We start from the raw sequence: 24041 nt of genomic DNA on the forward strand, positions 1-24041 counted from the left end.
CAAAGACTAGAAATCCACTTGTAATTCTTCCACGAGTTTTACGATCTTTTTATCCACATATTCATGGAGCTTCCTGATTAAGACTAAGTACGGTATCGCTAGATGAAGGGGTATTCTGACTATTGGCGCCCTGTATAAATCTATATCTTCGCCGAGTATGGACAGTATTTTTCCCATCCTTCTACCCATTAAGTATGCTTTATATTGAGAGTATATTAACTGTTTGCATTCTTTGGCTGGAATACCATAGCATGCCACTGGTGAAAAGCTTCTCAGTGCCAAGAGGCTGACTAAACCTTTGAGCCTGCTATTCGAGATATGGCTCAATGCTATTAAGCCTCTGAAGCCGAGATATATTTGCAGAGGCTTAACTTTTCCAAAAGTGCTTCCTCTATGGTGTTTTGCCGCAACGATGGGCAGTGAAGCGATTTTGAAGCCTCTGTTCCATAATTTAAGGCCTATGAAGTCGTCATCAAAATATCCATACGCGAAATCGTAGAATATTTTTTTATCATTCTTTAAAGATTTCTTTAAGGCATCTATACTGTACACGGCATAGGAACCATCTGCATACGTTATGTAAAACCCCTTCTTCACAGTCTGCCTAGGCATTCCCCTGTAAGCCATGTGTGAAGTCAACAGTTCACTTAGGAAGCCTCCAGCTGTATCAATAATCTCGGGGTTAGATTGAGACACTATGATTCCTTGTACGGCACCGAGCCCAGGATTTTGTTCCATAACCTCGATGAGTGTTGCTAAACTTTCAGGGTAAGGAACAGCATCATTATTGAGGAGTACCACGTACTTTGCGTCCTTGCTCCTAGATGCATAGCCTATGTTTACCGCAGCTGTAAACCCAATGTTCTTGTTTAACCTAATAATTTTCACTTTCATGTCTGAGGGCTTCCTCAACTCTATGTAGTTCTTTAAGTATTCAAAGCTTCCATCGGTGGATCCATTATCAATCACTATGAGCTCTACAGGAGAATAATCAATGTTGAGTGCGCCTTCGAGGCTCTCAAGCGTTAAATTTATAAATCTATAACTGTTATGGTTCACCCATATTATAGAGGTCAGGGGGTTCATCGGTTTGACACCAACTTATTGTAGAGGGAGATAAATTTTGTCCTAAAAACTTTAGCATCAAATCTCATGGCCATCTCCATGAACTTCTTAGCGAGGTGTGTGTCATAAATATTCAAAGCTCTCAGAATTTTCCCGGGAACTTCTCTGTAAGATGAATAAAGGTATTCATCATCAATGAACTCTGATACTCCACACTCTCTATGTACGATTGGTATAGCCCCGGCAGCCATCCCTTCGACTATGGCTATCCCGAAATGTTCAAACGGCATTAAATGGAGTAAAACCTTTGCTCTAGACAGTATTCGAAGCTTTTCCTTTTCGGGTGTATTGATGGCGAAGCGTACGTTTACCGATTTACGTTCAAATAAGCTTTTTAGTGCTTGGAAATATTCTGGATCATTGAGAGCGCCGAGGATTATAAAGCTGGTGTGGGGCTTTTCCTGGAGTACTTCTTTAGCTATAGGTAGTAGCATTTCAAGTCTTTTTCTACTGTCTATTCTACTTAATGTAACAACTAAATCTTCTTTAAGGTCAGGCTTCGCATGCCTGACTATCCTCTCGACATTAACAGGTGGGTATAGTATTGTATGGGTGGCATTGTTGAATTTAAAATATGTAACAGGTATAGCCGGTCTAAGCGTTTTCATAACCTCCATAGTTCTTCTAAATGTTAGCTTACTGTTATACGCTATAAACTTCGGTTCCATTAAAGCATTCACGGCATCGGCAAACTCAAGCATTAGACTCCCGTAAATTTTTTCACCGAAATTCCTGAAGGTTGAAGAGAGGTCTAAGTGAAACGGCCAGTGGACGTACGTTATATCTCCTAATACTATAGAATATAACCCTGTAGCATTTATTAAAAGATTACAATCAAGTTTTTTAAGAAGTCTGAGGAACCTTGCATTAAAGCTTCCCACTGCATGTTTTAGAGTAATAGGGCGCCGAGAATCAAATAGCCATAAAACACGTGTACTGCGAATCTCCTCTAAGAATTCGTGAAGAAGAGGATTCTTAGGGGGCTCAAGTAATATAAGAAGCGGTTCAGCTCCTATATCTTTAAGCGCCTTAACCATCTCTAATACTACACGCTCACCTCCACCTATAGGATTAAGGGATACGTGAAGTATGCAAGTTTTCATTTATTTATATACACCTCGTGCACTTCTCCTCCTAAAGTCCTTGCATATAAACGTCTTGCGAGCTCTAAGAATGTCCTACGTCTGTAAAGCCCACCAACTGTCGTTGTAGGCTTTCCCCTCTTAACAACTCTTTTCAGCTGTTCGGGGAAATCTATGTCGAGGTAAATATTGTATACCTTATACTGTTTAAGCATAGCTCTGTTCAGAGCCAAAACTCTTACTATAAGAGCTAGATGAAATCTCCACACCCTTGGATCATTTACACGTGTTGCGAGCTCTAAGTAGTTCCCAATGATATTTATGATGCCCTCATCTACGATGATGCAGCCCCGCAGAAACAGCGGTAATCTAATTTTAATGTAGTATGCCAAATGCAGAGATAACAGTTCTATGTAGAAAATAATAGGCAATAATCTGTAGTAAAGACTTGCTAACCTGGGATAATCTAAAAGACTGCTTTTTTTCAAGAAAAATGCCTTCGGATAAAGCACTATGAGAATTCCCTTTAGTAATGCTAAGATCATGAATGTTAGGTAGTGGAATCCTAAGAAAGTACTCTTAGGACATGATAGTCTCCTAGATAATTTTAGCGATAGTGTTGTTTTTCCCGTAGCCTCAGGGCCTGAAATCAGTATAACGGCTCCCCTCTTCTGGCGATTTCTATACACGCCAAAGCACCGCATATGTTTCTTGGTCGTAGATTTTATCACGTTTATCAAGAAGGGTGTTGTAGAGCTGATCTGTATTCTCAAGCATCAGCTGCAACTTTAATCCATTACTCAGAATCACCACGTCAGTGCTATGTAGAGCTTTTATTCTAGATTGGGGGTCTTTGAATGTGTAAAGGGCTACTTCATCCACAGGAACAGTGACGTTAAGTTTCATTAAATAGTATCCTGGTGTAAGGGAGACTCCATGAGATAGATGTTGCAACACCTTATTTAAAGCTATAGTGTATGGTGAATAAACAGCATAGTAGTCTTTTAACGGGACTCTTTCAACCGTGGCTAAAGGCGATGTCGCCAGGCCGATCAAGCACAAGGCCGTGAAAATATGCCTGAAAAGCTCCATTAGCTTGCCCAGTTTCTTCCTCTCCGCAGGCATTAGACTTAAAATATAAAGAGTATAGGGTGGTAATATGACAAAGTGCCATAACCATCTCCCGGTAAAGGCTAGTGTCAATGGCAGTAATGTTAAACCAACAGCCATGTAGAAAGCTACGGAACTAGTTAAACTTACGGTAAAGATTAAGACTGATCTATTCTTCAAGGAAAATCTGTTGAGGAGAAGAGCTATGTAAGGGATGATGAATACTACCACAATATATATTTTGACCACGATTGATCCTACGAATGGAAGTAAACCTTGAGGAGGAGGAGTAGTCACTAATTGTGAGTATCTTAAGGACTCATGTACTAGTAACTCCAAGTGTTTTAAAAATGGAATGTAATCTCTCTTAACGATGTTCATAAGGGTTTCATTAAAAACTGTTGAAGCTATGCTGACTAGAATAGAGGAGACACAACACACGTAGAGATTTCTGGAGCCTCTATTACTATGTAAGAGGGATGCTAGGAATAGCATAGCTAGCACGAGCGAAATAAAGTGTATAAGGGTGAACGGGTGTGATAATGCTAGTGAAGACCCTAGCACTGAAAGCAAGAGGGAGACCCTTCCGTAATCTGCGTCATGTGCAACGAACTTAAAGGCCGTGTATGAAGTAAAAGCAAAGACCAATACAGCGAACCATTGGTGATGAAACCCAAACTCATATATTGTTGAAGGATAGAGTAGAACAATAGCGGGGCTAATAACAGCAAGAGCAGCCAGCCTATGCTGTCGCATAACAGAGACAGACAACATACCTAGCGATGTAAGAAATAGAACGGTAAATAAAAGATTCACATGCATGATGTCCATGGCCAAGACCTCAAATACCACTGCACCCCATACAAATGGTACCGGAGTTAGGGGGCAAAACCCTCTAAGGGGGATATGACCACTATGGCTAATTTCATAGGAGTCAGCAAGCTGCCCATAGGAAACGTGATGCATAACACTATATAGTCCAAGCAGAAAAATAGGAGCTGCAATGGACGTGACTAGAGAGACTGTTATTTGAAGAATTCTATTTTCGTTCTTTGATAATGTAAGTTTCATTTAAATCTGCACCTTCAGTGTCGCCTGAAATTAATGTTTTTTAAATTCATTAACAATATTGCTCTGCTTCTCGTTAGATAAGTAAGGTACCCGCAACCCTTGCTCGGGACTACTAGCAAGGCTTTCATGAGAGTCCTTGTATGCTTTTATATGCTTTTATATTCAGAAAATATTAGGATTTGTTCCTGTCTCCCATGTATTTCGTTAATACGGCGAACCTTCTACTTAAGCTAGGGAAGAAGTGCATTGCATGGTCGACTAGAATTATTAAAAATCCTTCCTTGCTATACAATGATGAGACTCTCTGAAACCGTTATCTTCGAGGTATTCCTTAAAGGCTTTAAGTGTAGCTGTCTTTACGTGTCCTGCAAGGCTGTGCGACTTTTTCAAAACCTTGCAGTCTTCTTCATGACTGAGCAAGATTGAATTCTTTCTTTGGTTTAGATAGTGTAAAGCTTCTCAATGTATTCTAGGGCTATTTCGTCCCACGTACAAGCACGCTTGTTTGCATTCGCTTTAGCCTGTGACAGGAACCTGTGTACTTCTTCGGCCAGCTTGCTAACGGGCTCGTCTGCGTCGACTATGAGTACCCTGCCGATCCCCTTGAAGTGCTCTCCCCACGGTTTTGTTATGACTGTTGGAACCCCGATTGTTACTGCTTCTAGTGGTGTTATCCCGAATGCTTCTCTCCTTGATAGCGTCATAAAGAGGCTTGCATGCGAGAGTAGCTCTAAGTATCTCTTCCTCGGTTGGAATGGCAGTATGCTGTACTTTAGGCCTATCCTCTCGAGGTTTCTTCGGAGCCTTTCCGCGTAAGGGCCTTCACCGACTACTAGGAACTCCAGGTCTGTGCCGTAGCGTCTATTCATCTCCGCGATTACCCATGCTACGAGATCTATGTTCTTGTACTTCTCGATCCTCCCAGCGTACATGGCATACCCCCTTGGATCCCACTTATAGCTTAACACGTCTTCGTCAACTCCATGCATTATCACAATGGGCTTCACACCGAAGTCCTCTTCAAGCAACATGGCTTCGTATTCTGATACAGCGTGAATCACGCTTGCACTCCTCAGCATTCTACCCACTACGGTTCTCCAAGGGATCCAGAGTAGTCTTCTGAATATGGTATGCCCGGTTCTATGGTAGTGAGGCGTGACGACCAGCCTCACCTTACCTACGCACCTCCTCCACCCCCTCCAAGCGTAGTAGGCCGTGATAGCGTGTATGTTATGTATGTGGAGGACGTCGGCCCCCCTGCAGAGCTCCGCCACTGCCTCCGCGAACTTGCCGGTGGCCTTGGGCATGTGGTAGGCGCCGCCCGGCGCCCAGGTGGGCCATCTGAGCACCTCCACGCCGTTTATCTCCTCTCTGCCCGGCGCCTCGGCCTCGGGTGAGCCCGCTACCACTGTCACCTCATGGCCTTTGGAGGCTAGCCTCTCGGCCACAGACTTCACCACATACTCTACGCCGCCTATCCGCGGGAAATAGCCGGGCGAGACGTAGATTATCCTCATGGTATCCATGTTATATTTTGAGGATTTCCGCGCTGCGCCTCGAGGGCCTTAGGCAATTCCGCGCTGTACGTACCGTGGCTGTAGGCGAAATCCGGCCTAAGCCTCACCACCTCCACACCGTTTATCTCCTCCCTCTCCGGCAATCCTCCCGCTCTCCGCCTGTCCCTGTTGTAGGTCAACACGTATACTTCGTGCCCCCTGGACGCCATGTACTCCGCTATTTTCTCCGCGACCTCCTCGACCCCGCCCACGACCGGGCGGTAGAACGGCGCAATGTGGACTATCCTCATTTCACCCCCATCTTTCAACTACGGCTTTACACGCTCGTGGCGCCTTTCTCCCCACTAGGGCCATCAACATCCTAAGGGACGGAACCATCCTCACCACTGGGTAGGCCGCGGCCCTCAGCACGCGGATCTTAGACGGCCTCTTAATCGCCGCTTTGAGCAGGTCCACATAGCTCCTCAGCGATTTGTATTCCTCCTCTGAGCAGTCGATGAAGCTCAAATCATTCACCGGCGTGTACTCCTTGAAGACGACCTCGAAGCCGCTCTCAATCAATAGTTGTTGTACCTCGTCCATTGTGTATTCGTGGACATGGTATCTGTAGATCGGGTTGCGGCCGATTAAGGCCTTCAGCCTCCTGAAGAGGCTTGCCACGTTAGGCGTGGTTAGGATGAGGACGCCGCCCGTCCTCAACACCCTACCTATTTCGCAGAGAGTCTTTGGGGCGTAGTAGGGGTTTAGGTGCTCCAGCACCTCGGAGAATACCGCGCAGTCGAAGGATTCACTGGGTAGATCAATGGCCCTCTCCAAGTCGGACTTCACGACCTCAACTCCACATGCCTTTGCCATGCTCTCGTATTTCTCGGGCTCTACATCAACCGCGGTCACGTCGTAGCCTAACGCCCTCAGCATGCAGCTCAAGATGAAGGGCTGTGCGCCGAGGTCGACGACACGCCTTCCAGGGCAGAACCTCTTCGCTAGGTTTACCACGTAGATCCTCCTGGAGTACTCCAGGTAGAACGACCATAGGGCCTTGTCGTCTCCCAGCCTCTTCACGATCTCCTCGACATTAAAACCTGGAGAGTAACTCATCCCACCTCCTCGCCACGGCCTCTACGTCGTATTTCTTCGCGTGCTCCAATGCGGCGGCCGACATCCTGCGCCACAGCCCCTCGTCGGTCATCAGCCTCTCCAGCGCATCCGCATACGCCCTGGGGTCTCTGGATCTGACGACAATGCCTGTGACGCCGTTTACGACCGCCTCCTCGGGCACCGCGTCGCTCACGACGACAGGCGTGCCTGAGGCCTGCGCCTCCAACGCGACGTAGGGGAGGGCCTCGTACTCTGAGGGTAGGATTAGGGCGAGGGCGCGGGAGTAGAGCTCCGCCAGCTCGCCGAACTTGTACTCCACGTGTTCGAGCCTCGGCAGTTGCGGATTAGGAGGCCCCGCCACCACTAGCCTCACGTTGTGGCCCCTGCGCCTCAGCTCCTTCACCGCCTCTATGGATATATCGGCCCTCTTGACGGGCCTCGTCCCCACGTGCAGGATTAGCCTCTCTCTTTCTTCGAGCGGCCTCGCTCTGTATCTCGCGACTTCAATGGGTATGGGTATTATCTCGCTGCATCTTATGCCCAAGGCCTCCAGCTCCCGCACCAGCTTGTGTGAGACGCACACTACCTCGTTGTATTGCCTATAGAGGGGTGCGGCGAATTTCCCAATTAAGCCGACCTTGAACACGCCGTGGTTTACCGCCACCTTTGGCTTAAATCTGAGCGGTATTACGCCATTGACCACGGCCGCCTCTGCCCCCAGTCTCCTTAGCAGCCTGCCTCCTTTCAGCCACCAGTCCAGCGCCATCCCTAGCCATCCCCTGTGCTTCTTCGCCAAAGCTATCACCTCCCTGGCTTTCGGCCCGAATACCCGCGCCGCAGCCTCCCTATCCTCGGCTGTGTGGCTCACGATGAACACTTCGTGGCCCAGCCTCTCCAGCCCCGCCGCGAGCGTGTACACGAATCTATTCACCCCGTCGATGTACGTGGCGTCCTTGCGCCTGGTGAACGCTATCCTCATCTTACCTAAGCCCCGTCCTTAGGGCTATTACGACGTATACGGAGTATATATCAGTCCTGCCGTGGCCTTTATCCATGGGTTTGTCCCTCGGCCTTATTGTATGAGGTATTGTCTTTGCTCAAGTCCTTAATCCATTCCAGGAACTTTGGGGTGATGTGCCCAACGATTCTCTCCGCGGCTTCGTAGAGCTCCCTCAAATCTATTTCTAAGTATCTATGAACGAGGATGTTTCTCAGCGCCGCTAGCCTAGAGACGTCCTCCGCTAGATCCCTTGGCATGATGTTTGCGCGGGCTAGCCTGAGCGGGTATTCGCCGTAGCTTTCAACGAGTCCGAGGGAGTGGACTGCTATGAGGTGTCTACATATGTCTAGTATTGCCTCGATTATTCTGTGGACTGCTCTTTCGAGGGCTAAAACATCTTTGTATGTGAGTTCCTCGACCTTTTTAGTGAGTATCTCGCTCCTTAGGAAGTCCCTGTTCCTCCTAATCTCCTCGACTCTCGAGGATATGATGACCTCATCCACCTTGGGCTCTGGGTCGAGTGTGCCCCAGAGCCTGGTCTCCATTAGTTGGTCAGTGCCTAGGAGTGCCTTCTCTAGAAGCTTCATTAAGGCATCCTCGCTGCCCTTCACCACCACGCCTTCCTTTAACACCTTGAATAAGAGCAGGGGCTTTGCCCCTCCCAGATCCACTATGTCTATGGCCTCTACCCCAACACCAAGCTTTTCAGCGATCCTCACGGCGAGCTCTGACAGGTCTAGGAGTGATTTCTCGGCGGAAAACCTCACGGCAATATCGATGTCGCGCGGGTTCGGGGAGCCGCGCGCCAACGAGCCGAACAGCACGGCCACTTCGACATCCCTCAGCTCCGAGAACAGCTCCGATAGCCTCCTAACAACTTCACCCCTGTCAACAGCGCCTCCGCCCACCATGGCTGGCTCACGGCTTAGCATGCCTGGCCTATGCGAACGACCAGCCTGCACTCTACCGCGCCTCAAGTGCCCTCCTAGCGGCCTCTCTGTGTAGGGGTGTCTGCCATGCGAAGTCCTCGCCTACGCCTAGCTCCCTGTCCACGGGAGGCGGCTGGTCTATCCACAGGAGCCGCTCCCTGGGAGGCAAGTAGGTCACGACTAGGTTTTGTTCCACTAACTTATTTATCAAGTCTATCATTGGCCTCTTGTCCTCAGCCTCTCTAAGCCTGCGCAGGAGCGTATCTGGGTCATCTACGGCTTCCTCAAGAGCCGCTTGCTGGAGCGGCGTGAGCTCGCTCACAAGGGGCTTTACCCCCGCCACAAATATCCTCCTCACGACCGCCTCCACATCCCACCCGGCCTCATATAGCTCGCTCAAGTACCTAGGATTTCCACCTGTCCACATCCATACTTCCTCGAAGCCGGGCTTCTCACCTGGTAACTGCTCGTAGAGCAGCCTAAACCCCTCTCTCGGCATATTCCACATACCCCAAATCGTGGCCCAGTTATGCCTACCGATCCTTGATCTAGTCATCCCTTCACTGGAGCCTACGAGGATCACTACTTTTTCTATCGGTGTATTTGGGTACTCTATTAGGTTCAGCAACATCTTTACGTACATCTCAGCTTTACCAAGACCAATAGCCTGAAAAATGTCGTCAGCTAGAACAGCAATCTTCTCCCTATACCTCATGAGCATGGCAGCTATTTCTATAGCTTTCTCAACAAACCTAGCACCACTCTCCCCCAATGCCACTGACAATACAGGTTCAACCAACTCTCTAGCGTCCTCAGTAATGCTCAGTCTCCACATAGCTTCCTTTTCAAGGGGGCTAAAGTATACTACATAGTACCCCCACTCCTCCAACGCAGCCTTTGCCTGTCTGAATAAGGCTGTTTTCCCGCAGCCCTCAGGACCATATATAACATATACAGGGTAGGTACCTCTATCAGCTAATTCTTCTATCTGCCTAACCGCTATATCTCTATCGGTAAACACGACATTTAGGTCAGCTAATCTCAGTTTAATCCTCTTCATGAACCAATCTCCCTCAATATCCTCCTAACGGCCTCCCTATGTAAAGGAGTCTGCCAAGCATATTTCTCTCCAATACCAAGCTCCTTATCTACAGGTGGCGGCTGATCTATCCATAGGTATGTATCTCTATAGCCAGTCTCAGATAGTAGGTTTAGCTCGGTGAGCTCTTGAATCAATCCCTCGGTTCTCGGATACTCGTCCCATAGATAATCAGGGTCCTCCACAGCCCTCTCAAGGCCCTGTCTCCATTTTTTAGCTAGTTTATCAAGTCCCTTCCTCCTGACTAGGCCCTTCACGACTACTTCCACATCCCACTCAGCCTTATACAGTTCTGCTAAATATCTAGGGTTTCCTCCAGTCCACCTCCAGACCTCATCGAACGATGGCTTTTCACCAGATATTTGCTCATATAGCTCTCTAAATCCGTCTCTAGACATATTCCACATACCTCTTAGCAATGCCCAGCTATGTCTACCAACCCTCACCCTGGTTGTCCCCTCGCTAGAACCCACCAATACCACAACCCTCTCTATAGGTGCAGAAGGATATTCTATTAGGTTCAGCAACATCTTTACGTATATCTCAGCTCTCTCTAGGCCTACAGCCTGGAAGATGTCATCTGCTAAAACAGCAACTCTTTCTCTATACCTCATAACCCTAGACGCTAGCTCTATAGCCCTCTCAACAAATTTAGCACCGTTTTCTCCTAGAAGAACCTCGAGAACAGGTTTTACGAGCTCTTTAGCATCATCAGATACACTTAATCTGTATTCAAACTCCTTCTCCATTGGGCTAAAATATATTACTATGTAGCCATGCTCCTCAAGTATGGCCTTTGCCTGTCTAAATAAGGCTGTTTTCCCGCAGCCCTCAGGTCCATATATAACATATACAGGGTAGGTACCTCTCTCAGCAAACTCCTCAACTTGTCTAAGAGCAGTATCCCTATCAGCAAACTCCACATCTAGATCAGCCAGCCTCAGCTTAACCCTCCTCACGGGTTACCCTCCTCACTCAATGCACTCCTAGCGGCCTCCCCGTGTAGTGGCGCCTGCCACGCCTATCTCTTCGCTGTTTTCTCCCACGCTATCCCCTTGCCGGAGAGGTTCCTCAGCGACCCGAGGATTAGGTATAGCTGTGACGCTATCCACGTCCTGTAGGGCTTGAGGGCTAGCAGTAGTATGCCCGCAGACAGCGCCGCCGCCGCTAGCACGTCCCCCTTTGCCGCCGCAGCGGACAGTAGTATTGCCGCTGCTAGCAGTAGCCATGGGTTTAGCAGGTGCAAGTATGCCTCCGCTACGAGTATTGGCTTCAAGCCCCTTGGGGCTCGCGGTACGCGCTTTAGCGTGTACGCGAAGTGCTGTACCAGGTGCTGGGCTCTCCTGACCCTCCAGGACGTGTAGCCCCTAGTGGGCAGGAACTCCACGCAAACGAGATCTTCGAGCGCCACGGCCCTGTAGCCCTTCAAGGCTATGAGCGTCGCTGTGTGGCTGTCGTCAGAGCCCGTGTAGGTTGGGAAAGCTTTTACTTCATCAAGGAGCTTCCTCCTGAACGCCGCGAGCTCCCCGTGGAAGACGGGCGTCGAGTGCTTCTTGCTCTCGGCTACTCTGAGGGTGTTGTAGTAGCCCCTGTAGGTCTCCTCGACTCTCCCGGGGCTCCTGCCTGCAGGCACTTTGATGCACGTGACTGCTCCTACGGACGGGTCTGCGAGAACTGCTACGGCCCTCCTGAGCGTGTCCCTTGTAGCCCACGTCGAGTCTGCGTCTGAGACCACGACAACCTCTCCGGTCGCGTGGCTTAAGGCCGTGTTCAGTGCATGGGCTTTCCCCCTCCTCACGGGCTCCCGGAGCACTTTCACCTGGAGGTTGTTCCCCCTAGCCCACTCCTCCGCTATCTCCGGTGTTCTGTCGGTGCTCGCCGAGTCGACTACTATGACTTCTAGGCTGTCTCTCGGATAGTCTTGTGCCGCGATATCGTCGAGTTTCTGCTGTATTAGGGTTGCCTCGTTGTACGTTGGGACTATGACCGTGACCCTAGGGGTGTAGTTGAGGTCAGCTTTTATGTTCCAGGGCTTCTTGAGCCACACGGCCTTAGCGTACCAGTAGTATGCTAGCGGGATGCTAAAGTGTATGAACGCTAGTAGTAAGGCTACAGCCTCGAATATCATTTTTTCTCTGCGGCTTCCGCGGGGAGGACTCCACCGCCACGTCTATGTGTTGAGGTGCTGCGCGCCGCCGTCTTGAGGCCACGTCCGCCGGCGTCCACCTTCATAGGGCCTCGAGCGCCCTCCTAACAGCCTCCCTATGCAGGGGCATCTGCCATGCGAAAAATTCCCCAATGCCCAGCTCCCTGTCCACCGGCGGCGGTTCGTCAATCCACCCATGGGGCTCCCTAGACGGCAGATAGTCAACTATTAAGTTCTCCTCCACCAGCCTGTTTATCAGGTCTACCATTGGCCTCTTGTCCTCAGCCTCCCTAAGCCTACGCCTAAGCACGTCGGGATCCTCCACAGCCTCCGCCAGCACCTCACGCTGAAGCGGAGTAAGCCTGTCCACGAAAGACCTAAGCTTCCTCTCACGTATGAAATTGCTGATAAAGACCTCAACGTTCCACCTGGCCTCGCAAAGCTTGGCTAGGTACCCGGGGTTCCCCCCGGTTACTCTCCACATGTCCTCGAGTGGGGGTTTCTCCCCCGGCAGTTGATCGTACAACCGCTTGAACCCCTCCCTTGGCATATTCCACATGGCTACTATATGAGACCATCTATGTCTGCCGATCTTCTCCCTAGTCTCCCCCTCGCTTGAGCCCACCAGCACGACTATCTTCTCTACCGGCCTTGAGGGGTACTCTATGAAGTTGAGCAATATCTTCACGTATATCTCTGCCTTGTCTAAGCCAACCGCCTTGAATATGTCGTCCGCCAGAACAGCGATCCTCCTTTTGCCCCTCCTTATTGCCCATGTAATTAAGTTGAGAGCATACTCGACCAGAGCGGCGGGGGCCTCGCCGCCGACGGCCCCCGTCAGCCTCGTCAAGAGGCGTGCAAGCTTGTCCACAGCCAGCTTAGGCTTGAAATCGTCGGTGGCGATTAGCCTATCTCTAGCCTCCCTCTCGAGGGGGCTTATGTACACAACGCTGTAGCCCCTCTCGCGGAGCACCTCGAAGGCCTGCCTGAACAAAGCGGTCTTGCCGCAGCCCTCCGGCCCGTAGACCACCAGGGGGAAGCGGGTGCCCCTCTCTGCGAAGTCCCCGACCTGGCGGATGGCCACATCCCTATCCACGAACTCAACGTCCACACCCGGGACGAAGCGGAGCCTGATCCGCATCATTACCGCTCCACCGCCTCGATCAGCCTTAGCTCGTCCAGCGCCCTGCTCAGCAACGCCTCGTAGAGCCCCGGTGCCTTCTCCACGACCACGATCCCCTTCAGCGCCCTTATTGTTAGCGTGGGCGGCGCCTCGTCTAGAGGGACTAGATCCACTGGCACTCCCAGCTCCATCTCCAGCCTCGCGCCCAGTGTTAGGTAGTAGTGCAGGTCGGCGTCAACAGCGTAGACTGCAACGTCTACGTCTCTGTACACCTCGCCCTCCGCGAAGCTCCCGAAGACCGTGGCCAGGAGGACTTTTGGCTCCGTCCCCAGAATCCTCCTCAGCCCTCCTAGCACCTCCTCCCTCCTCCCCCTGTAGTAGGTGTACCTCTCCTCAAACTCCATAGAGCCTTTTAATCCTCTCAACGAGGCTTACTACCTTTTTAAAATTCCTTCTCGCTTCGTCATGTATTTTCTTGTCGTCCACGACCCAGTACCTGTGGACGAGGAGGTTCCTCAACCTTATGAGCCTAGCCACGTCCTCCACCTCATCCACGGTTACAAGCCCCCTCTCGGCGAGGAGCCTCAACGTCGCAGTCGGAGTCTCTGGGGCTAGGCTAAAGCCCCTCCTGGCTATGTGGTGTAGAGCCGCGGTCAACGCCTCGACGAGCCCTCGACGAGCACCGCTTTAGCGTGCCTAGCTCAGTGGCAGTGCTGCTTCTTCCCTGGCGTCTCCGCCGGGCCGGCTGTAAGGCTGTGGAATTGCCTGAGTAGTACCGCCACGTCTGCTGGGGCGAGTGCGCCGGTTTTCAGGGCTAGGATGGCATATGCGGCGGCGTAGATTGCGAGGCCTAGGGCTGCCTTGAGTAGCTGGTGCGCCTGGAGTAGTAGTGGCAGTGCTGCCGGCAGCGCGGCTAGTAGTGCCGGGGGTAGTGGCTTGAGCGTGTAGGCTTTCACCCCTGCTTTTAGAGCCGTGTAGGCGAGCCACGCAGCCTGGGACGCTGCTAGTGTTGCCGCGACTCCCAGGGCGTGTAGCGCCCGGGTGAGGGGGTATACTGTTGCTAGCTGTACGAGGTTTGCGAGGACGGATGCCTCCAGTACTGTCATGTTGTCTCCCTTGGCTACCAGGTACTGCGCGAGCCCTGCGGAGCCCGCTAGTGGGAGCAGGTACTGCAGGGCCAGTATCCTGAGGGGCCACGCGGCGCCCGCGTACTCCGCGCCGTAGACTGCGTGAACTAGGGGTTCTGCGTAGAGTAGGGTGTAGACTGCCAGCGGTGTTGCCACTAGGGCTGAGCTTTTCACGACGTGGCTTAGAGCTCTCTCCTCGCTGTTGTTTGAGGCTGAGATGTAGGGTAGGGCCATGGAGGAAAAAGGCGCGACCAGAACCCCCAGTAGGGCGGTGAAGTTCATCGCTACTGCCAGCCCTCCTATGTCTGTATTGCTCAGGAGCATGCCCATTATAGCCGTGCGGGTAAATGCTACGAGTGCCCCGATGACTCCTGGCAGCCAGAGCGGGATACCGAAGGCGAGCACGCGCCCCAGCCCCGAGAGAGTCGGCCTCCATGCCCCTATGGTTCTCGAGTAGACCGCGAGTACGAGTAGGGACGCCGCGACGTACGCCAGGCTGTGGCCCAGCACCGCGCCGTAGTAGCCTGCTAGCAGGGCTAGGCTTGTCACCAGGAGGGCTCTCAGGAGCTGCAACGCAACGCCAGCCTTGGCAGTCACGTCTGGCCTGCCTACGGCTGTGAGGAGACCCGACGTCGAGAAGAGTACCGAGAAGGCTAGAGCTATCGAGGCGAGAGAGACCAGCTGTGCTAGCTGAGGCCTGTTGACTGCTGACGCTAGTAGCCGTGAGGCCGCCGTGCCGAGGGCTGCTAGAGCTAGAGTGTTTATTATTGCGAGTGTCACGGCAGCGTCCAGGTAGCGTTTAGCCTTTTGCTTCTCCCGGGAGGCATACCTTACTGTAGCCTGGTCTACGCCAAACCACGAGAACACTGCTAGGAGGCTCGCGGCGGAGATCGAGAGGCTGTAGAGCCCGTACCCGTCGGGCCCGAGGATCCTGGCGACGAGTATCGAAGCTATCCCGGCTACGAGCGTGGCTGTTAGCTGGCCTGCCGTGAGCCAGAAGGCGCCTCTTAGGAAGTACTCTGGTTCAGCCATGGTGTCCTTGGGGTCTACCGGTGTTTGCCCTGTTGAGGGGGCCTCACAGCACCACCCTGTAGAATGAAGGCGTGTTCAAGTAGCTCAGCCCAACAAGGACTACTCTCCTCGCGTCTCCCGCCAGGGCTAGTAGCCCCTCAGCCGCGGCCCTCGCCCCAAGCCTCAGTGCTAGGCCCACCTTGTAGCTTATGTAGCGTAGCCCTGCCTCGTAGGCCCTTATCACCAGGGCTTTCTGGGGCCACACCTTCTCGAGTATGGAGAGTATGGAGTCCAGGAGGACTGGGCTCCTTATGTAGTTGAGGCGGGACGCGAGGACGAGTATTGCCCGCTCCGCGGGCTTGAGCTTCCAGTATGCCCCTGTACGCCTTGCCTTAGTGAGGGCGGCGCGCACAAGCCTCGGCGTTACCTGTACCTCGATGCTGGTGTTGAGTTGTTGCCCGCGGAGACGGGCTGAGCCCTCGCACCCCGCCATAAACGAGCCTGGGGTATAATTCACTGAACGCATAAATAATTTTCTAGTGAGTGCCTAGGGTTTTACGAGGTACACTTTGAACGTAGCGTTAGTGTCTACCGGCACGATTGTGGCGTTACAGGGGCCTCGTTGGAGCTCTCCCTGCGTGACGATCAAGGTGGGCGTGACTGTAATGTTGCACGGGAGCGTCGCAGAGCTACTCCAAAGCCACGCGAGCTGTTGCGGAGAGGGGTTCCTCATGTAGAGGTGTATGAACCTGGCTATACTGGGCTCTGCGGCTATAGCTGTGTGGTTTCCCGCCGCTACGAGCCAGGCTGTCTTGTTCATCTCGGCCAGCACGTGGGGCGCATTGCCCGGAACCATCGCGTAGGGGAACTCGCGTATGCTCGAGGCGTACTTTGAAGTCATTGGCGAGCCCGCTATGTAGTATGCCGATGGGAGCGCTACGGCCGCCGCCAGCGCGGCGGCTACTAGCCTCCCGTCTGCCCGGGTTTCTAAGAGGGCCAGGAAGGCTACTGGCGCCAGGATCGGGGAGACCTGTATTAGGAACCTGTACCACGTCGCCGCGGCCGTGTAGGGGGCGATTAGAGGCGAGGTTCCAGCGAGCAGGAGTGCTAGCGCAGCCACGGCAGTATACCTGGGCTTGTGCCGCGACAGGGAGGCGGGGAGCAGTAGGGGCGCTAGGCCTGCTACGAGGTACGCCAGGGTTTGTGGGGCCTCGCTGTAGTAGTCGTAGGGCACGAGGCCGGGTGGGACTACCTGCGTGTAGGGGTTTGGGGTTACGGGGGCTCCCCAGTACCAGAGTTCGAGGAGCGTTGAGGCGGTTAGGGCTACTAGCGGCGGTGCGGGTTTCTCACGCCTCTTTAGGGCCTCCCAGAGCCAGTAGGCCGATACTGCTACTGCCGCGAAGGCTGTTACTTCGTGCGACAGCGCCGTGAGGACGAGCAGTGTAGCCTTGGAGAGCGGGCCTAGGGCTGCAGTGTCGAGAGCCGCCAGTGTTGCCAGCAGGAGTATGCTTCCGAGGAGCTGCCTCTGGTAGTCCCAAGATATTCTGAGGTTGAGGATGTAGAGCGCTGAGAGGAGCGAGGCTACGTAGCCCTTCCTCCAGTCCTTCGAGAGCCTCGCGGCGAACACGCATGTAACGGCAGCTAGGGCCCCGTAGGCTATGGGCGGGTATAGCTTGAAGGCTAGCCAGGCGCCGGCGAGCCTTGCTGGTAGGGCGAGGACGATGTCCAGGAGCGGGGGTATGTGCCTCATCCCTCCCATCCAGTAGTGGGGGGCGAAGGGGTTGGGCTTCTCGAGAAAGTCGCTGAGGTGGGCTACGTACTCGACGGTATCCCAGCCTACGTGCCACGGCCAGTACTTCAGCTCTGGGTACAGCCTCACGATGAATGCTGTCAGGAAGGCTAGGGGTATAGCCCTGCGGGGCGTGCCTATGTCCAGTCTCCTGGCTAGGGTGGGCTTCGCCCTCTCTAGCACCTGATGTAGAGTGTACGCGTCTGCGAGGGCTACCGGTCGCGAGAGTAGCAGGTGTACTAGCGAGGGTACGAGGTTTAGGGCCGAGAGAACTACTACGAGTAGGGCCAGCGGTAGGGCTCTGGGCGTGTACACCGTGCCTACCGGTGGGTTCATGAGGTCGTAGTCCAGCATCGACTGGAGGGTTGAGGCTAGTCGGGCGTAGAGCAGGAGGACGGCGTAGACGAGGTTGAGCACGTAGGTTGAGGCAACGCTGTGGCTCGCCGAGAACACCTTGACGTTGATTGCCACGGCTGCGAGGGTGAGGGCGAAGTCCGCCCACAGCAGGTAGTCTAGGCGCACTATTGTGTCGAGGCTTGGGTTGTCCTTGAAAGCCAGCACGCCGTAGAGGCCCGCTAGTAGGCCGAGCGCGTTCATGAGGACTGCGGCTAGTAACTGTAAACGCTTGCTACAGGGCCTCACGCGCACTTCAATCTTCCTGGGAGTAATGCGATAAATGTTTTTCATTTCGCAAAAGGGCTGGAAGCCTTGCTCTCGCGCCTGCTATAACAAAGTATAAGTACTCGCTTAGGGGCTTGCCCAGTGTAGCGATGACGAGGGTTTCGGCGTACCAGGGTTTCGGCGTCTCCCTAGTAGTGGCTGGCTCTATCCTGGCTACTGCCACCTACCTCTTCATGGGCTTTACGCCCCTCGTGGCGCTCTGGTTTGGGCTTGCAGTGGTGGGCGCCAGTATGGCTTTGACGCCCCAGCGCATTACTCTCTCGAGGGAGCTGCTCGGGCTTGTGGAGTCTTCTCTCGTGAACATGGCCGTTGCACTGGAGTTCTTCAGGGTTGGTAGCTACAACGCGTACGCGTCCTACGGGGGCGACGTGTACGTCTTCGTCTCCAAGAAGCCCCTCTCAAGCTTGCCCAGGGAGAGGCCCGAGTTCTTCGTGAGGGTCGAGGGCGATAACGTCCTCGTTGCCCTCAGGTCTCCTGTTAGCGGGCTTATCCCGGGGGCTGGGGACTTCTGTAGCCTCGTCGAGGAGGTTGCCGTGGACAGGCTCGGGCTCGCGGAGTGGGTTAGGTGCGTTGAGAGAGGTGAGGGGGCGCTCGTCGAGTTTAGGGGTGTTAAGACCTCTTCGCCTTACAGGCTTTCGACGAGTGCAGGTAGTGTCTACGGCATTATAGCGGGGAGCGTCATGGCTGTGGTGAGGGGTAGCGCTACTGTTGTAAGCGATACCCTGGAGGGTGACTTGAGGAGGGTTGTCGTGAGGGGTGGGGTTGGTGGAGAGGGACTACCTGGCTAACACCGTGCTCGCACTCGCCGTTTTCCTGGCTTTCTGGGCTCTGTACTCGCTGGGCGAGGGCAGGGTTGACGCCTATATATCGGTCTATACTCTTGAGTACTTTGTCGTGAAGGCTTTGTTCAGGCCTAGGCGTGTCACGAGGGACTACCTGGCTGCCGTCCTCTTCGCTGTATTCGTGGCTATAGTTGTCTACAGGGTGCTCGAGGTGCTCGGCTTACACGCTGTTTAAGCGCCTGAGCACCTTCTATGTCTCGGCCGGGGCTCAGCGGACACGACTCCGTAAGGGCCATTGCGGGTTCGTCAAAAGTTATTTAAGGGCGTGCTGGGAATCAGGAGGGGGGCTTTTTGAGGCGTTTACTCCCGCCAGTCGTGCTTGCTCTGCTGGTTTTTGTTCTCGCCCAGCCTTCTCTGGTGAGGCATGTCGACCCGTCTCTCGTACCCGAGGCGGGGCCCGACGCTTTCGCGCTTGCCAGGCTGTACATGTCTTACTCCTCGTACCTGGCGAGCTTTAACTTCTCCCAGGCGAGGGGCATTCTCGCCAATGCTTCAGCGGCCTACGTGCCCGAGCGTCTTAGGCTGGCTTACCGGAGGATGAACGAGCTCCTCGACTCCTATACGAGTACACTGAACAGGAGCAAGGCGTTGCTAGACCTTGCAGAGGCTTTTTACGTGAGGGGTGACTGCAATGCGTCTCTCGCCGTGCTTAGGAACGCCTCCACAAGTATAAGGGTTGCGGAGACGCAGTACTACGACGTTGAGGCGGCTGTGAGTGTCCTACGCTCTCTGGGCCTGCCTGGAGAGGCGTTGAACCAGGTGCTCTCTAGACTCAGGGCCGCGCTCGACGCGCTCGAGGAGAGGTATTATAGGCTTCTCGACGAGGTTCAGAGAGCCTCTGACACCTCCATCGGGGCGTCTCTAGAGATTGAGGTTTCTCGGACTGAAGTATTCTACGGCGAGTACTTGGGCGTTAGTGGGAGGCTTGTCTCGGTGTACGGGTGGGGTGTTGCTGGCAGGCCTGTCTACGTGTACTTCGGCTCGGAGAAGTATACTGTTGTTACTGACGGGGACGGCAGGTTTAGCGTGTGGTTCCCTGTTAGGGTTTACCAGACCCCTGTTAGAGTGTACGCAGAGTTCCTGTCAGATGGTGTTTACAAGTATGCGAGGTCTCCCGAAGTCTACGTCAATGTCGTCTTCTTCAAGCCCACACTGGAGGCCTGGCTTGATAACTCTACATGCCTCCCCGGGAGGAGTTTCTCGCTTCACGTGAGGGCAGAGGAGGGGTTAGAAGTGGCTGTTGATGGGCCGTTCGGGTTTAACGCGAGCTTCATCTCAGACGGCTCGATCCACAACTTCTCAGTGCCTGTCCCCGCCTCGGCCCGGGAAGGCCTGTACACCATTAGGGTTACGAGCTCCCCTCTGGGCAGAATTGCCCCCGGGCTTGTCAGCTTGAGCGTAAAAGTTGCCAGGCTTACGCCACGCGTCGAGGTCAGTGCTCCCAGTTTCCTACTCACGGGCTTTACCTATACTCTCTCTGTCTCGCCTAGTGTGGAGTCACGAGTCGATGTTTACCCTGCCCCGGGGGTCTTCGCTTCAGCCACGGGGTACAACGTCTCTCTAAGCGTCCCCTACACTTACCTTGACAGGAGTGTTAGAGTCGTCCTGCACATCTCCCCCCTAGACCCGGGGTACAGGGACGTCGATGTAGAGCTAGAGCTACCGGTCTACAACACCTTGGCCTTCCTCCCCGCCGTGGGCGTGACGCTCCTCGCATTCCTAGTCATGCTCCCCAGACCAGTGGAGGCCATCCGGGCGCGTCGTGTTGCCGAAGAGCCTCAGCCCGCGCGTGCAGTGACGGCACGCGAGGAGGAGGGGTTAAAGGGCCTCTTCCAGTCTCTGGTACAGCTTCTAGAGAGGGTCACTGGTGTAAGGTTTGAGCCTAGCTACACTCTAAGAGAGTATCTGAGCGCAATTAAGGGTAGAGTCTCTGAGGCTCTGTGGGCACCTGTGAGATCCTTCATGCTGAAGCTCGAAGTCGTGCTTTACAGCCAGCTTGAGGGCGAGAGGCACCTGATTGAGAGGATAATTAGGGCATTTACGAGCATTCTAGGTGGTGGGGGTTGAAGGGTTATATTCTGCTGGGCGTGGGGCTGTCTCTGGCTGTACTGCTCCTACTGGTGGCCTTTATACCCTCTACAGACGACTTCTCGCCTGATAACCCTCTCTGGAATGGGCTCACAACGTTCTGCCAGGAGTTTAACGCTAGTGTTGTAGACGTCGGGAACATAAGGGGGCTCCCGCGCGGGGTTGTCCTGTTCATAGTGGGGCCCTCGGCTAACCTCTCTACAGTCAATGCTCTCGAGCTGAGGAGGTTCGTAGAGAGGGGCGGGGTGCTCGTAGTTGCAGACGACTTCGGCTCCGGGAACTCTATACTGGGGGCTTTAGGGGCGTCGACGCGTATTAGGGGTGGGCTCCTGGAAGACGGGGTCTTCATGTATAGGTCTCCTTACCTTCCACGGGCTCTCGCGCGTGTAAATGGTAGTACACTGGAGCTCTACCTGAACTATGCTAGTGTACTGGAGCCCGGTGGCAGTGGTGTCTGCCTCGCCTACTCTTCGCCTTTCAGCTGCCTAGACGTAGATTTTAACGGGGTTTGCGACAGGGGGGAGCCTCACGGGCCTTTCTGTGTAGCCTACATGGAGCCTATTGATTCTGGCAGGCTTGTCGTGTTTTCGGATGCGTCAATTTTTATTAACTCGATGGTTAATCTAGGTGGGAACTCTGCTATGATCAAAAATTTAGTTGGTTCTAGGAGTGTCTACGTGCTAGTAGGCCTCTGGGACGCCGGCACGTATACTCGCGCTAGGTCTCTGCTTTTAGGGGTTCTAGGCCTGGTTTATGGTTCCTCCCTGAGGTACATAAGCGTCCCTCTCACAGGCCTGTTAATGTACGCTCTTTCCCTGGCGATTTCTAGGAGGATTCGAAAGCTTATTGGTGCCAGGCATGGAGTATAAGGTGGGTGCTTTGCGGGAGGAGAGTGTAGGAAACTCTGCTTTCACGGCTGAGGCTAAGGCTTTCCTAGTGCGGGCTTCTGAAATTCTGAATAAGCTTGACTCCTACATTGTGGGCTACGACGACCTTAAGAAGCTACTCCTCGTGGCCGCGCTGACAGGGGGGCATATTTTCATCGAGGGACCCCCCGGGACTGGGAAGACTAGCGTTGCCAGAGTCTTCGCGAGCCTGATTGGGGGCTCGTTCAAGCGTGTCCAGATGACGCCCGACCTCCTGCCGAGCGACATCATAGGTACGTACTACTTCGACTTGAAGAGGGGTGAGTGGGTTCTGAGAAAAGGCCCCATTTTTACGAACGTATTGTTTATCGATGAGTTGAATAGGGCGCCTCCCAGAACCCAGAGCGCCCTCCTCCAGGCCATGCAGGAGAGGGAGGTTAGCATCGAGGGCGTTAGACACGCACTGCCTAAGCCATTCCTCGTGCTTGCATCCCAGATGCCAGTTGGGAGTGAGGGCACCTACCCTTTAACGCCCGTGCTTGTTGACAGGTTTGCTTACGGGTACCAGACGTCCTACCCTGACGAGGGGCTTGAGGCCACGATCATTGATATCTCAGACGCTGTGGAGTCTGTCTTAGAGGTGCCTTCGGGTGAGGCACCTTCAAAGCTTAGGCCTGTTATTAGCCAGGAGGAGCTTCTCAGGGCCTCAGAGCTCATGAAGACAGTCTACGTCTCGGAGAAGATCACGAGGTACATCGTTAGCCTTGTGGGCTTCATTAGGCGCTCTAGCGAGGTTCTCCTGGGGCCCTCGCCTAGGGCTAGTATCTGGCTCTACAGGGGGGCTAGGGCTCTCGCATTCCTGGAGGGTAGGGGGTTCGTCGTCCCGGACGACGTGAAGAGTGTTGCGCGTTACGTCCTAGCGCATAGGATTGTTTTGAAGCCTGAGTCCCAGTCTGAGGGTGTCTCGCCTCTAGACGTCGTGGAGAGGGCTCTGAAGAGCGTGGAGGTTCCAAAGGTATGAAGGTCTCCCCCACGGAGCGCGGCGTAGCTTTCCTAGCCATGTTGTCTTTCTTCTGGGCTTCAACTATTCTCCTCCAGGACCAGTTACTGGCTTTGTTTGCCGCCGTAGCGTCTGTTGTCTACGTCTTCGACTTATCCAGGCTTCTCCTCGACGCGCGCAGGCTAGTGCTCGAGGTTAGGGGTGAGCCTGTCCAAGAGGTGTGGGTGTGGGAGAGGCCGGGGTTTGAGGTCTTGGCTGGGCTATTCTTCGAGCCCGTAGGCTTGCCGGCGTGGCTGGCCGTCGGGGACGTTGAGGCTAGGGGTAGAGTGTTGGCGTACCGTTTTGAAGCCGCGTTCAAGTACAGTGGAGTTTACAGTGTCGAGAAGATTACCGCTAGGGTGTACAGCAGGCTGGGCTTATTCGAGCTACTGGAGGAAGTGCCCGTGGGAGTCACCTTCCGCGTCAAGCCCGCCACGCTGCTCTGGCTTCAAAGAGCGCTCGCGCTGCTCGGGGTTGGGGGTAGCTTTAAGGCTGCTGTACCGCAGGAGGCTTTGTCCCAGGTTGTCTACTTGAGGTCTACGCCGGAGGAGTACGTTGGCAGCAGAGAGTACCAGCCTGGCGACGACCTGAAGTTTATCGACTGGAAGTCTACAGCGAGGAGGCAGTTGCTGTTCGTGAAGGAGTTCCGGGGAGGGTTCGGGTTCCAGCCTCTCTTGGTATTCGACCTCAGGTGTACGGGCCCCTACACGTGCGACGCTGTTGCCTCGGCTGTTCTGTCGCTGGCCGTAGGGCTTGTCTCACACGGTGTACAAGCCTCCGGCGTTTATGAGACTGACACGGGGAGGTTCTTTTCTTTCAACACTACTCAGGGGCTTCTCGCCTACGTTGTGGGGAGGGTTCTAGAGTCCAGAATTGTGGAGGAGCTGGATATATACGAGTTTATCGAGCCACAGACGATCGACGAGATACGTGGAGTTTTGAAGAAAGTTGCCGGCTTGAACCCTGGGTTTGGGGCGCAGGAGGGGACTCTAGCCCACGGGAATGTTGTCTACGTCACCTCGCTCCTACACGCTACCGGCGAGGTGCTGGACTTCGCATCCCGCGTTGCCAGGAGTGGCGGGATCTTGAGCCTTGTTGTGCCAGCTGAGCCCTGGCTGGACGCCCGCGACGATGTTGAGGCTGAGAGAGTTAAGTCCAGTTTTCATAAGGCGACGAGGAAACTGTCTTCTCTGGGCGTTAACGTGTTTCTCTGCAGGAAGGAGATCCAGAAGACTCTCGTCATCGAGCCTTCCATCTGAAGAAGTGACGGGAAATCATGCCGGGTTTTTCCGTCAGGG

24 protein-coding genes are annotated in these 24041 nt (G+C 53.7%); 6 read left to right on the plus strand and 18 right to left on the minus strand.

The features are described 5' to 3' along the window. Nucleotides 1–6: 6 nt before the first annotated feature. The 18 genes from IG193_RS02055 to IG193_RS02140 form a co-directional block, all read right to left on the minus strand. Nucleotides 7–1086 carry a glycosyltransferase gene (locus IG193_RS02055; RefSeq protein WP_192819241.1) on the minus strand — a complete coding sequence of 360 codons (1080 nt, stop codon included), beginning with the start codon at nt 1084–1086 and terminating at the stop codon, nt 7–9. Continuing rightward, nucleotides 1083–2228 (minus strand): glycosyltransferase family 4 protein, encoded by a 1146-nt coding sequence (locus tag IG193_RS02060; protein WP_192819242.1) that lies wholly within the window; start codon nt 2226–2228, stop codon nt 1083–1085. The genes IG193_RS02055 and IG193_RS02060 overlap by 4 nt, the downstream gene beginning before the upstream one ends. Beyond that, the gene (locus tag IG193_RS02065; protein WP_192819243.1) at nt 2225–2896 is read right to left on the minus strand and encodes a hypothetical protein; all 672 of its coding nucleotides are present in this window, start codon (nt 2894–2896) and stop codon (nt 2225–2227) included. Before IG193_RS02065 ends, IG193_RS02060 begins: the two co-directional genes overlap by 4 nt. Further along, a complete protein-coding gene (locus IG193_RS02070; protein ID WP_192819244.1) occupies nt 2889–4388 on the minus strand; it encodes a hypothetical protein in 1500 nt (499 codons plus the stop codon). Before IG193_RS02070 ends, IG193_RS02065 begins: the two co-directional genes overlap by 8 nt. A gap of 440 nt (nt 4389–4828) precedes the next feature. Continuing rightward, on the minus strand, nt 4829–5905 hold the full coding sequence (locus IG193_RS02075) for a glycosyltransferase family 4 protein (RefSeq protein ID WP_192819245.1): 1077 nt from the start codon (nt 5903–5905) through the stop codon (nt 4829–4831). Further along, the gene (locus tag IG193_RS02080) at nt 5902–6195 is read right to left on the minus strand and encodes a glycosyltransferase (RefSeq protein WP_192819246.1); all 294 of its coding nucleotides are present in this window, start codon (nt 6193–6195) and stop codon (nt 5902–5904) included. The genes IG193_RS02075 and IG193_RS02080 overlap by 4 nt, the downstream gene beginning before the upstream one ends. A 1-nt stretch (nt 6196) precedes the next feature. Beyond that, entirely contained in the window at nt 6197–7003 is an 807-nt protein-coding gene (locus tag IG193_RS02085; protein WP_192819247.1) for a class I SAM-dependent methyltransferase, read from the minus strand. Beyond that, entirely contained in the window at nt 6981–7982 is a 1002-nt protein-coding gene (locus IG193_RS02090) for a glycosyltransferase family 4 protein (RefSeq protein WP_192819248.1), read from the minus strand. Before IG193_RS02090 ends, IG193_RS02085 begins: the two co-directional genes overlap by 23 nt. Nucleotides 7983–8050: 68 nt before the next feature. Continuing rightward, a complete protein-coding gene (gene hepT, locus IG193_RS02095; RefSeq protein ID WP_218042162.1) occupies nt 8051–8965 on the minus strand; it encodes a type VII toxin-antitoxin system HepT family RNase toxin in 915 nt (304 codons plus the stop codon). A gap of 1 nt (nt 8966) precedes the next feature. Then, complete coding sequence (locus tag IG193_RS02100; protein ID WP_192819249.1) at nt 8967–9992, minus strand: ATP-binding protein; 1026 nt, start codon at nt 9990–9992, stop codon at nt 8967–8969. After that, the gene (locus IG193_RS02105; protein ID WP_192819250.1) at nt 9989–10990 is read right to left on the minus strand and encodes an ATP-binding protein; all 1002 of its coding nucleotides are present in this window, start codon (nt 10988–10990) and stop codon (nt 9989–9991) included. Before IG193_RS02105 ends, IG193_RS02100 begins: the two co-directional genes overlap by 4 nt. A 62-nt stretch (nt 10991–11052) precedes the next feature. Beyond that, complete coding sequence (locus IG193_RS02110; protein ID WP_192819251.1) at nt 11053–12159, minus strand: glycosyltransferase family 2 protein; 1107 nt, start codon at nt 12157–12159, stop codon at nt 11053–11055. A 100-nt stretch (nt 12160–12259) separates the two neighbouring features. Next, nucleotides 12260–13321, minus strand: a complete 1062-nt coding sequence (locus IG193_RS02115) for an ATP-binding protein (protein ID WP_192819252.1) — start codon at nt 13319–13321, stop codon at nt 12260–12262. Further along, nucleotides 13321–13704, minus strand: coding sequence for a nucleotidyltransferase domain-containing protein (locus IG193_RS02120; protein ID WP_192819253.1), 384 nt, complete (start codon nt 13702–13704; stop codon nt 13321–13323). The genes IG193_RS02115 and IG193_RS02120 overlap by 1 nt, the downstream gene beginning before the upstream one ends. Continuing rightward, the gene (locus IG193_RS02125; protein ID WP_192819254.1) at nt 13694–13957 is read right to left on the minus strand and encodes a DUF86 domain-containing protein; all 264 of its coding nucleotides are present in this window, start codon (nt 13955–13957) and stop codon (nt 13694–13696) included. Before IG193_RS02125 ends, IG193_RS02120 begins: the two co-directional genes overlap by 11 nt. A gap of 44 nt (nt 13958–14001) precedes the next feature. Further along, nucleotides 14002–15459, minus strand: coding sequence for an oligosaccharide flippase family protein (locus tag IG193_RS02130; protein ID WP_192819255.1), 1458 nt, complete (start codon nt 15457–15459; stop codon nt 14002–14004). A gap of 43 nt (nt 15460–15502) precedes the next feature. Further along, nucleotides 15503–15931 (minus strand): hypothetical protein, encoded by a 429-nt coding sequence (locus IG193_RS02135; protein WP_192819256.1) that lies wholly within the window; start codon nt 15929–15931, stop codon nt 15503–15505. A 54-nt stretch (nt 15932–15985) separates the two neighbouring features. Next, nucleotides 15986–17875, minus strand: a complete 1890-nt coding sequence (locus tag IG193_RS02140; RefSeq protein ID WP_192819257.1) for a hypothetical protein — start codon at nt 17873–17875, stop codon at nt 15986–15988. A gap of 122 nt (nt 17876–17997) precedes the next feature. Between IG193_RS02140 and IG193_RS02145 the strand changes: the two genes are divergently transcribed. From IG193_RS02145 to IG193_RS02170, 6 genes are all read left to right on the plus strand, one after another. Next, nucleotides 17998–18696 carry a hypothetical protein gene (locus tag IG193_RS02145; protein WP_192819258.1) on the plus strand — a complete coding sequence of 233 codons (699 nt, stop codon included), beginning with the start codon at nt 17998–18000 and terminating at the stop codon, nt 18694–18696. Then, on the plus strand, nt 18674–18925 hold the full coding sequence (locus tag IG193_RS02150) for a hypothetical protein (protein ID WP_192819259.1): 252 nt from the start codon (nt 18674–18676) through the stop codon (nt 18923–18925). Before IG193_RS02145 ends, IG193_RS02150 begins: the two co-directional genes overlap by 23 nt. Before the next feature lie 116 nt (nt 18926–19041). After that, entirely contained in the window at nt 19042–20817 is a 1776-nt protein-coding gene (locus tag IG193_RS02155) for a hypothetical protein (protein ID WP_192819260.1), read from the plus strand. Beyond that, nucleotides 20814–21707, plus strand: a complete 894-nt coding sequence (locus IG193_RS02160; RefSeq protein ID WP_192819261.1) for a DUF4350 domain-containing protein — start codon at nt 20814–20816, stop codon at nt 21705–21707. The genes IG193_RS02155 and IG193_RS02160 overlap by 4 nt, the downstream gene beginning before the upstream one ends. Further along, the gene (locus tag IG193_RS02165) at nt 21697–22725 is read left to right on the plus strand and encodes an AAA family ATPase (RefSeq protein WP_192819262.1); all 1029 of its coding nucleotides are present in this window, start codon (nt 21697–21699) and stop codon (nt 22723–22725) included. The genes IG193_RS02160 and IG193_RS02165 overlap by 11 nt, the downstream gene beginning before the upstream one ends. Next, nucleotides 22722–24002, plus strand: a complete 1281-nt coding sequence (locus tag IG193_RS02170; protein WP_192819263.1) for a DUF58 domain-containing protein — start codon at nt 22722–22724, stop codon at nt 24000–24002. The genes IG193_RS02165 and IG193_RS02170 overlap by 4 nt, the downstream gene beginning before the upstream one ends. The last annotated feature ends 39 nt before the right edge of the window (nt 24003–24041 follow it).

The organism is Infirmifilum lucidum (assembly GCF_014876775.1).
Taxonomy (GTDB): Archaea; Thermoproteota; Thermoprotei; order Thermofilales; family Thermofilaceae; genus Thermofilum; species Thermofilum lucidum.

Coding starts and splice junctions, on each gene's coding strand:
- IG193_RS02055 (WP_192819241.1), bottom strand. CDS start 1,086: ATGAACCCCCTGACCTCTATAATATGGGTGAACCATAACAGTTATAGA.
- IG193_RS02060 (WP_192819242.1), bottom strand. CDS start 2,228: ATGAAAACTTGCATACTTCACGTATCCCTTAATCCTATAGGTGGAGGT.
- IG193_RS02070 (WP_192819244.1), bottom strand. CDS start 4,388: ATGAAACTTACATTATCAAAGAACGAAAATAGAATTCTTCAAATAACA.
- IG193_RS02075 (WP_192819245.1), bottom strand. CDS start 5,905: ATGAGGATAATCTACGTCTCGCCCGGCTATTTCCCGCGGATAGGCGGC.
- IG193_RS02080 (WP_192819246.1), bottom strand. CDS start 6,195: ATGAGGATAGTCCACATTGCGCCGTTCTACCGCCCGGTCGTGGGCGGG.
- IG193_RS02085 (WP_192819247.1), bottom strand. CDS start 7,003: ATGAGTTACTCTCCAGGTTTTAATGTCGAGGAGATCGTGAAGAGGCTG.
- IG193_RS02090 (WP_192819248.1), bottom strand. CDS start 7,982: ATGAGGATAGCGTTCACCAGGCGCAAGGACGCCACGTACATCGACGGG.
- IG193_RS02100 (WP_192819249.1), bottom strand. CDS start 9,992: ATGAAGAGGATTAAACTGAGATTAGCTGACCTAAATGTCGTGTTTACC.
- IG193_RS02110 (WP_192819251.1), bottom strand. CDS start 12,159: ATGATATTCGAGGCTGTAGCCTTACTACTAGCGTTCATACACTTTAGC.
- IG193_RS02115 (WP_192819252.1), bottom strand. CDS start 13,321: ATGATGCGGATCAGGCTCCGCTTCGTCCCGGGTGTGGACGTTGAGTTC.
- IG193_RS02120 (WP_192819253.1), bottom strand. CDS start 13,704: ATGGAGTTTGAGGAGAGGTACACCTACTACAGGGGGAGGAGGGAGGAG.
- IG193_RS02130 (WP_192819255.1), bottom strand. CDS start 15,459: ATGGCTGAACCAGAGTACTTCCTAAGAGGCGCCTTCTGGCTCACGGCA.
- IG193_RS02135 (WP_192819256.1), bottom strand. CDS start 15,931: ATGGCGGGGTGCGAGGGCTCAGCCCGTCTCCGCGGGCAACAACTCAAC.
- IG193_RS02145 (WP_192819258.1), top strand. CDS start 17,998: ATGACGAGGGTTTCGGCGTACCAGGGTTTCGGCGTCTCCCTAGTAGTG.
- IG193_RS02165 (WP_192819262.1), top strand. CDS start 21,697: ATGGAGTATAAGGTGGGTGCTTTGCGGGAGGAGAGTGTAGGAAACTCT.
- IG193_RS02170 (WP_192819263.1), top strand. CDS start 22,722: ATGAAGGTCTCCCCCACGGAGCGCGGCGTAGCTTTCCTAGCCATGTTG.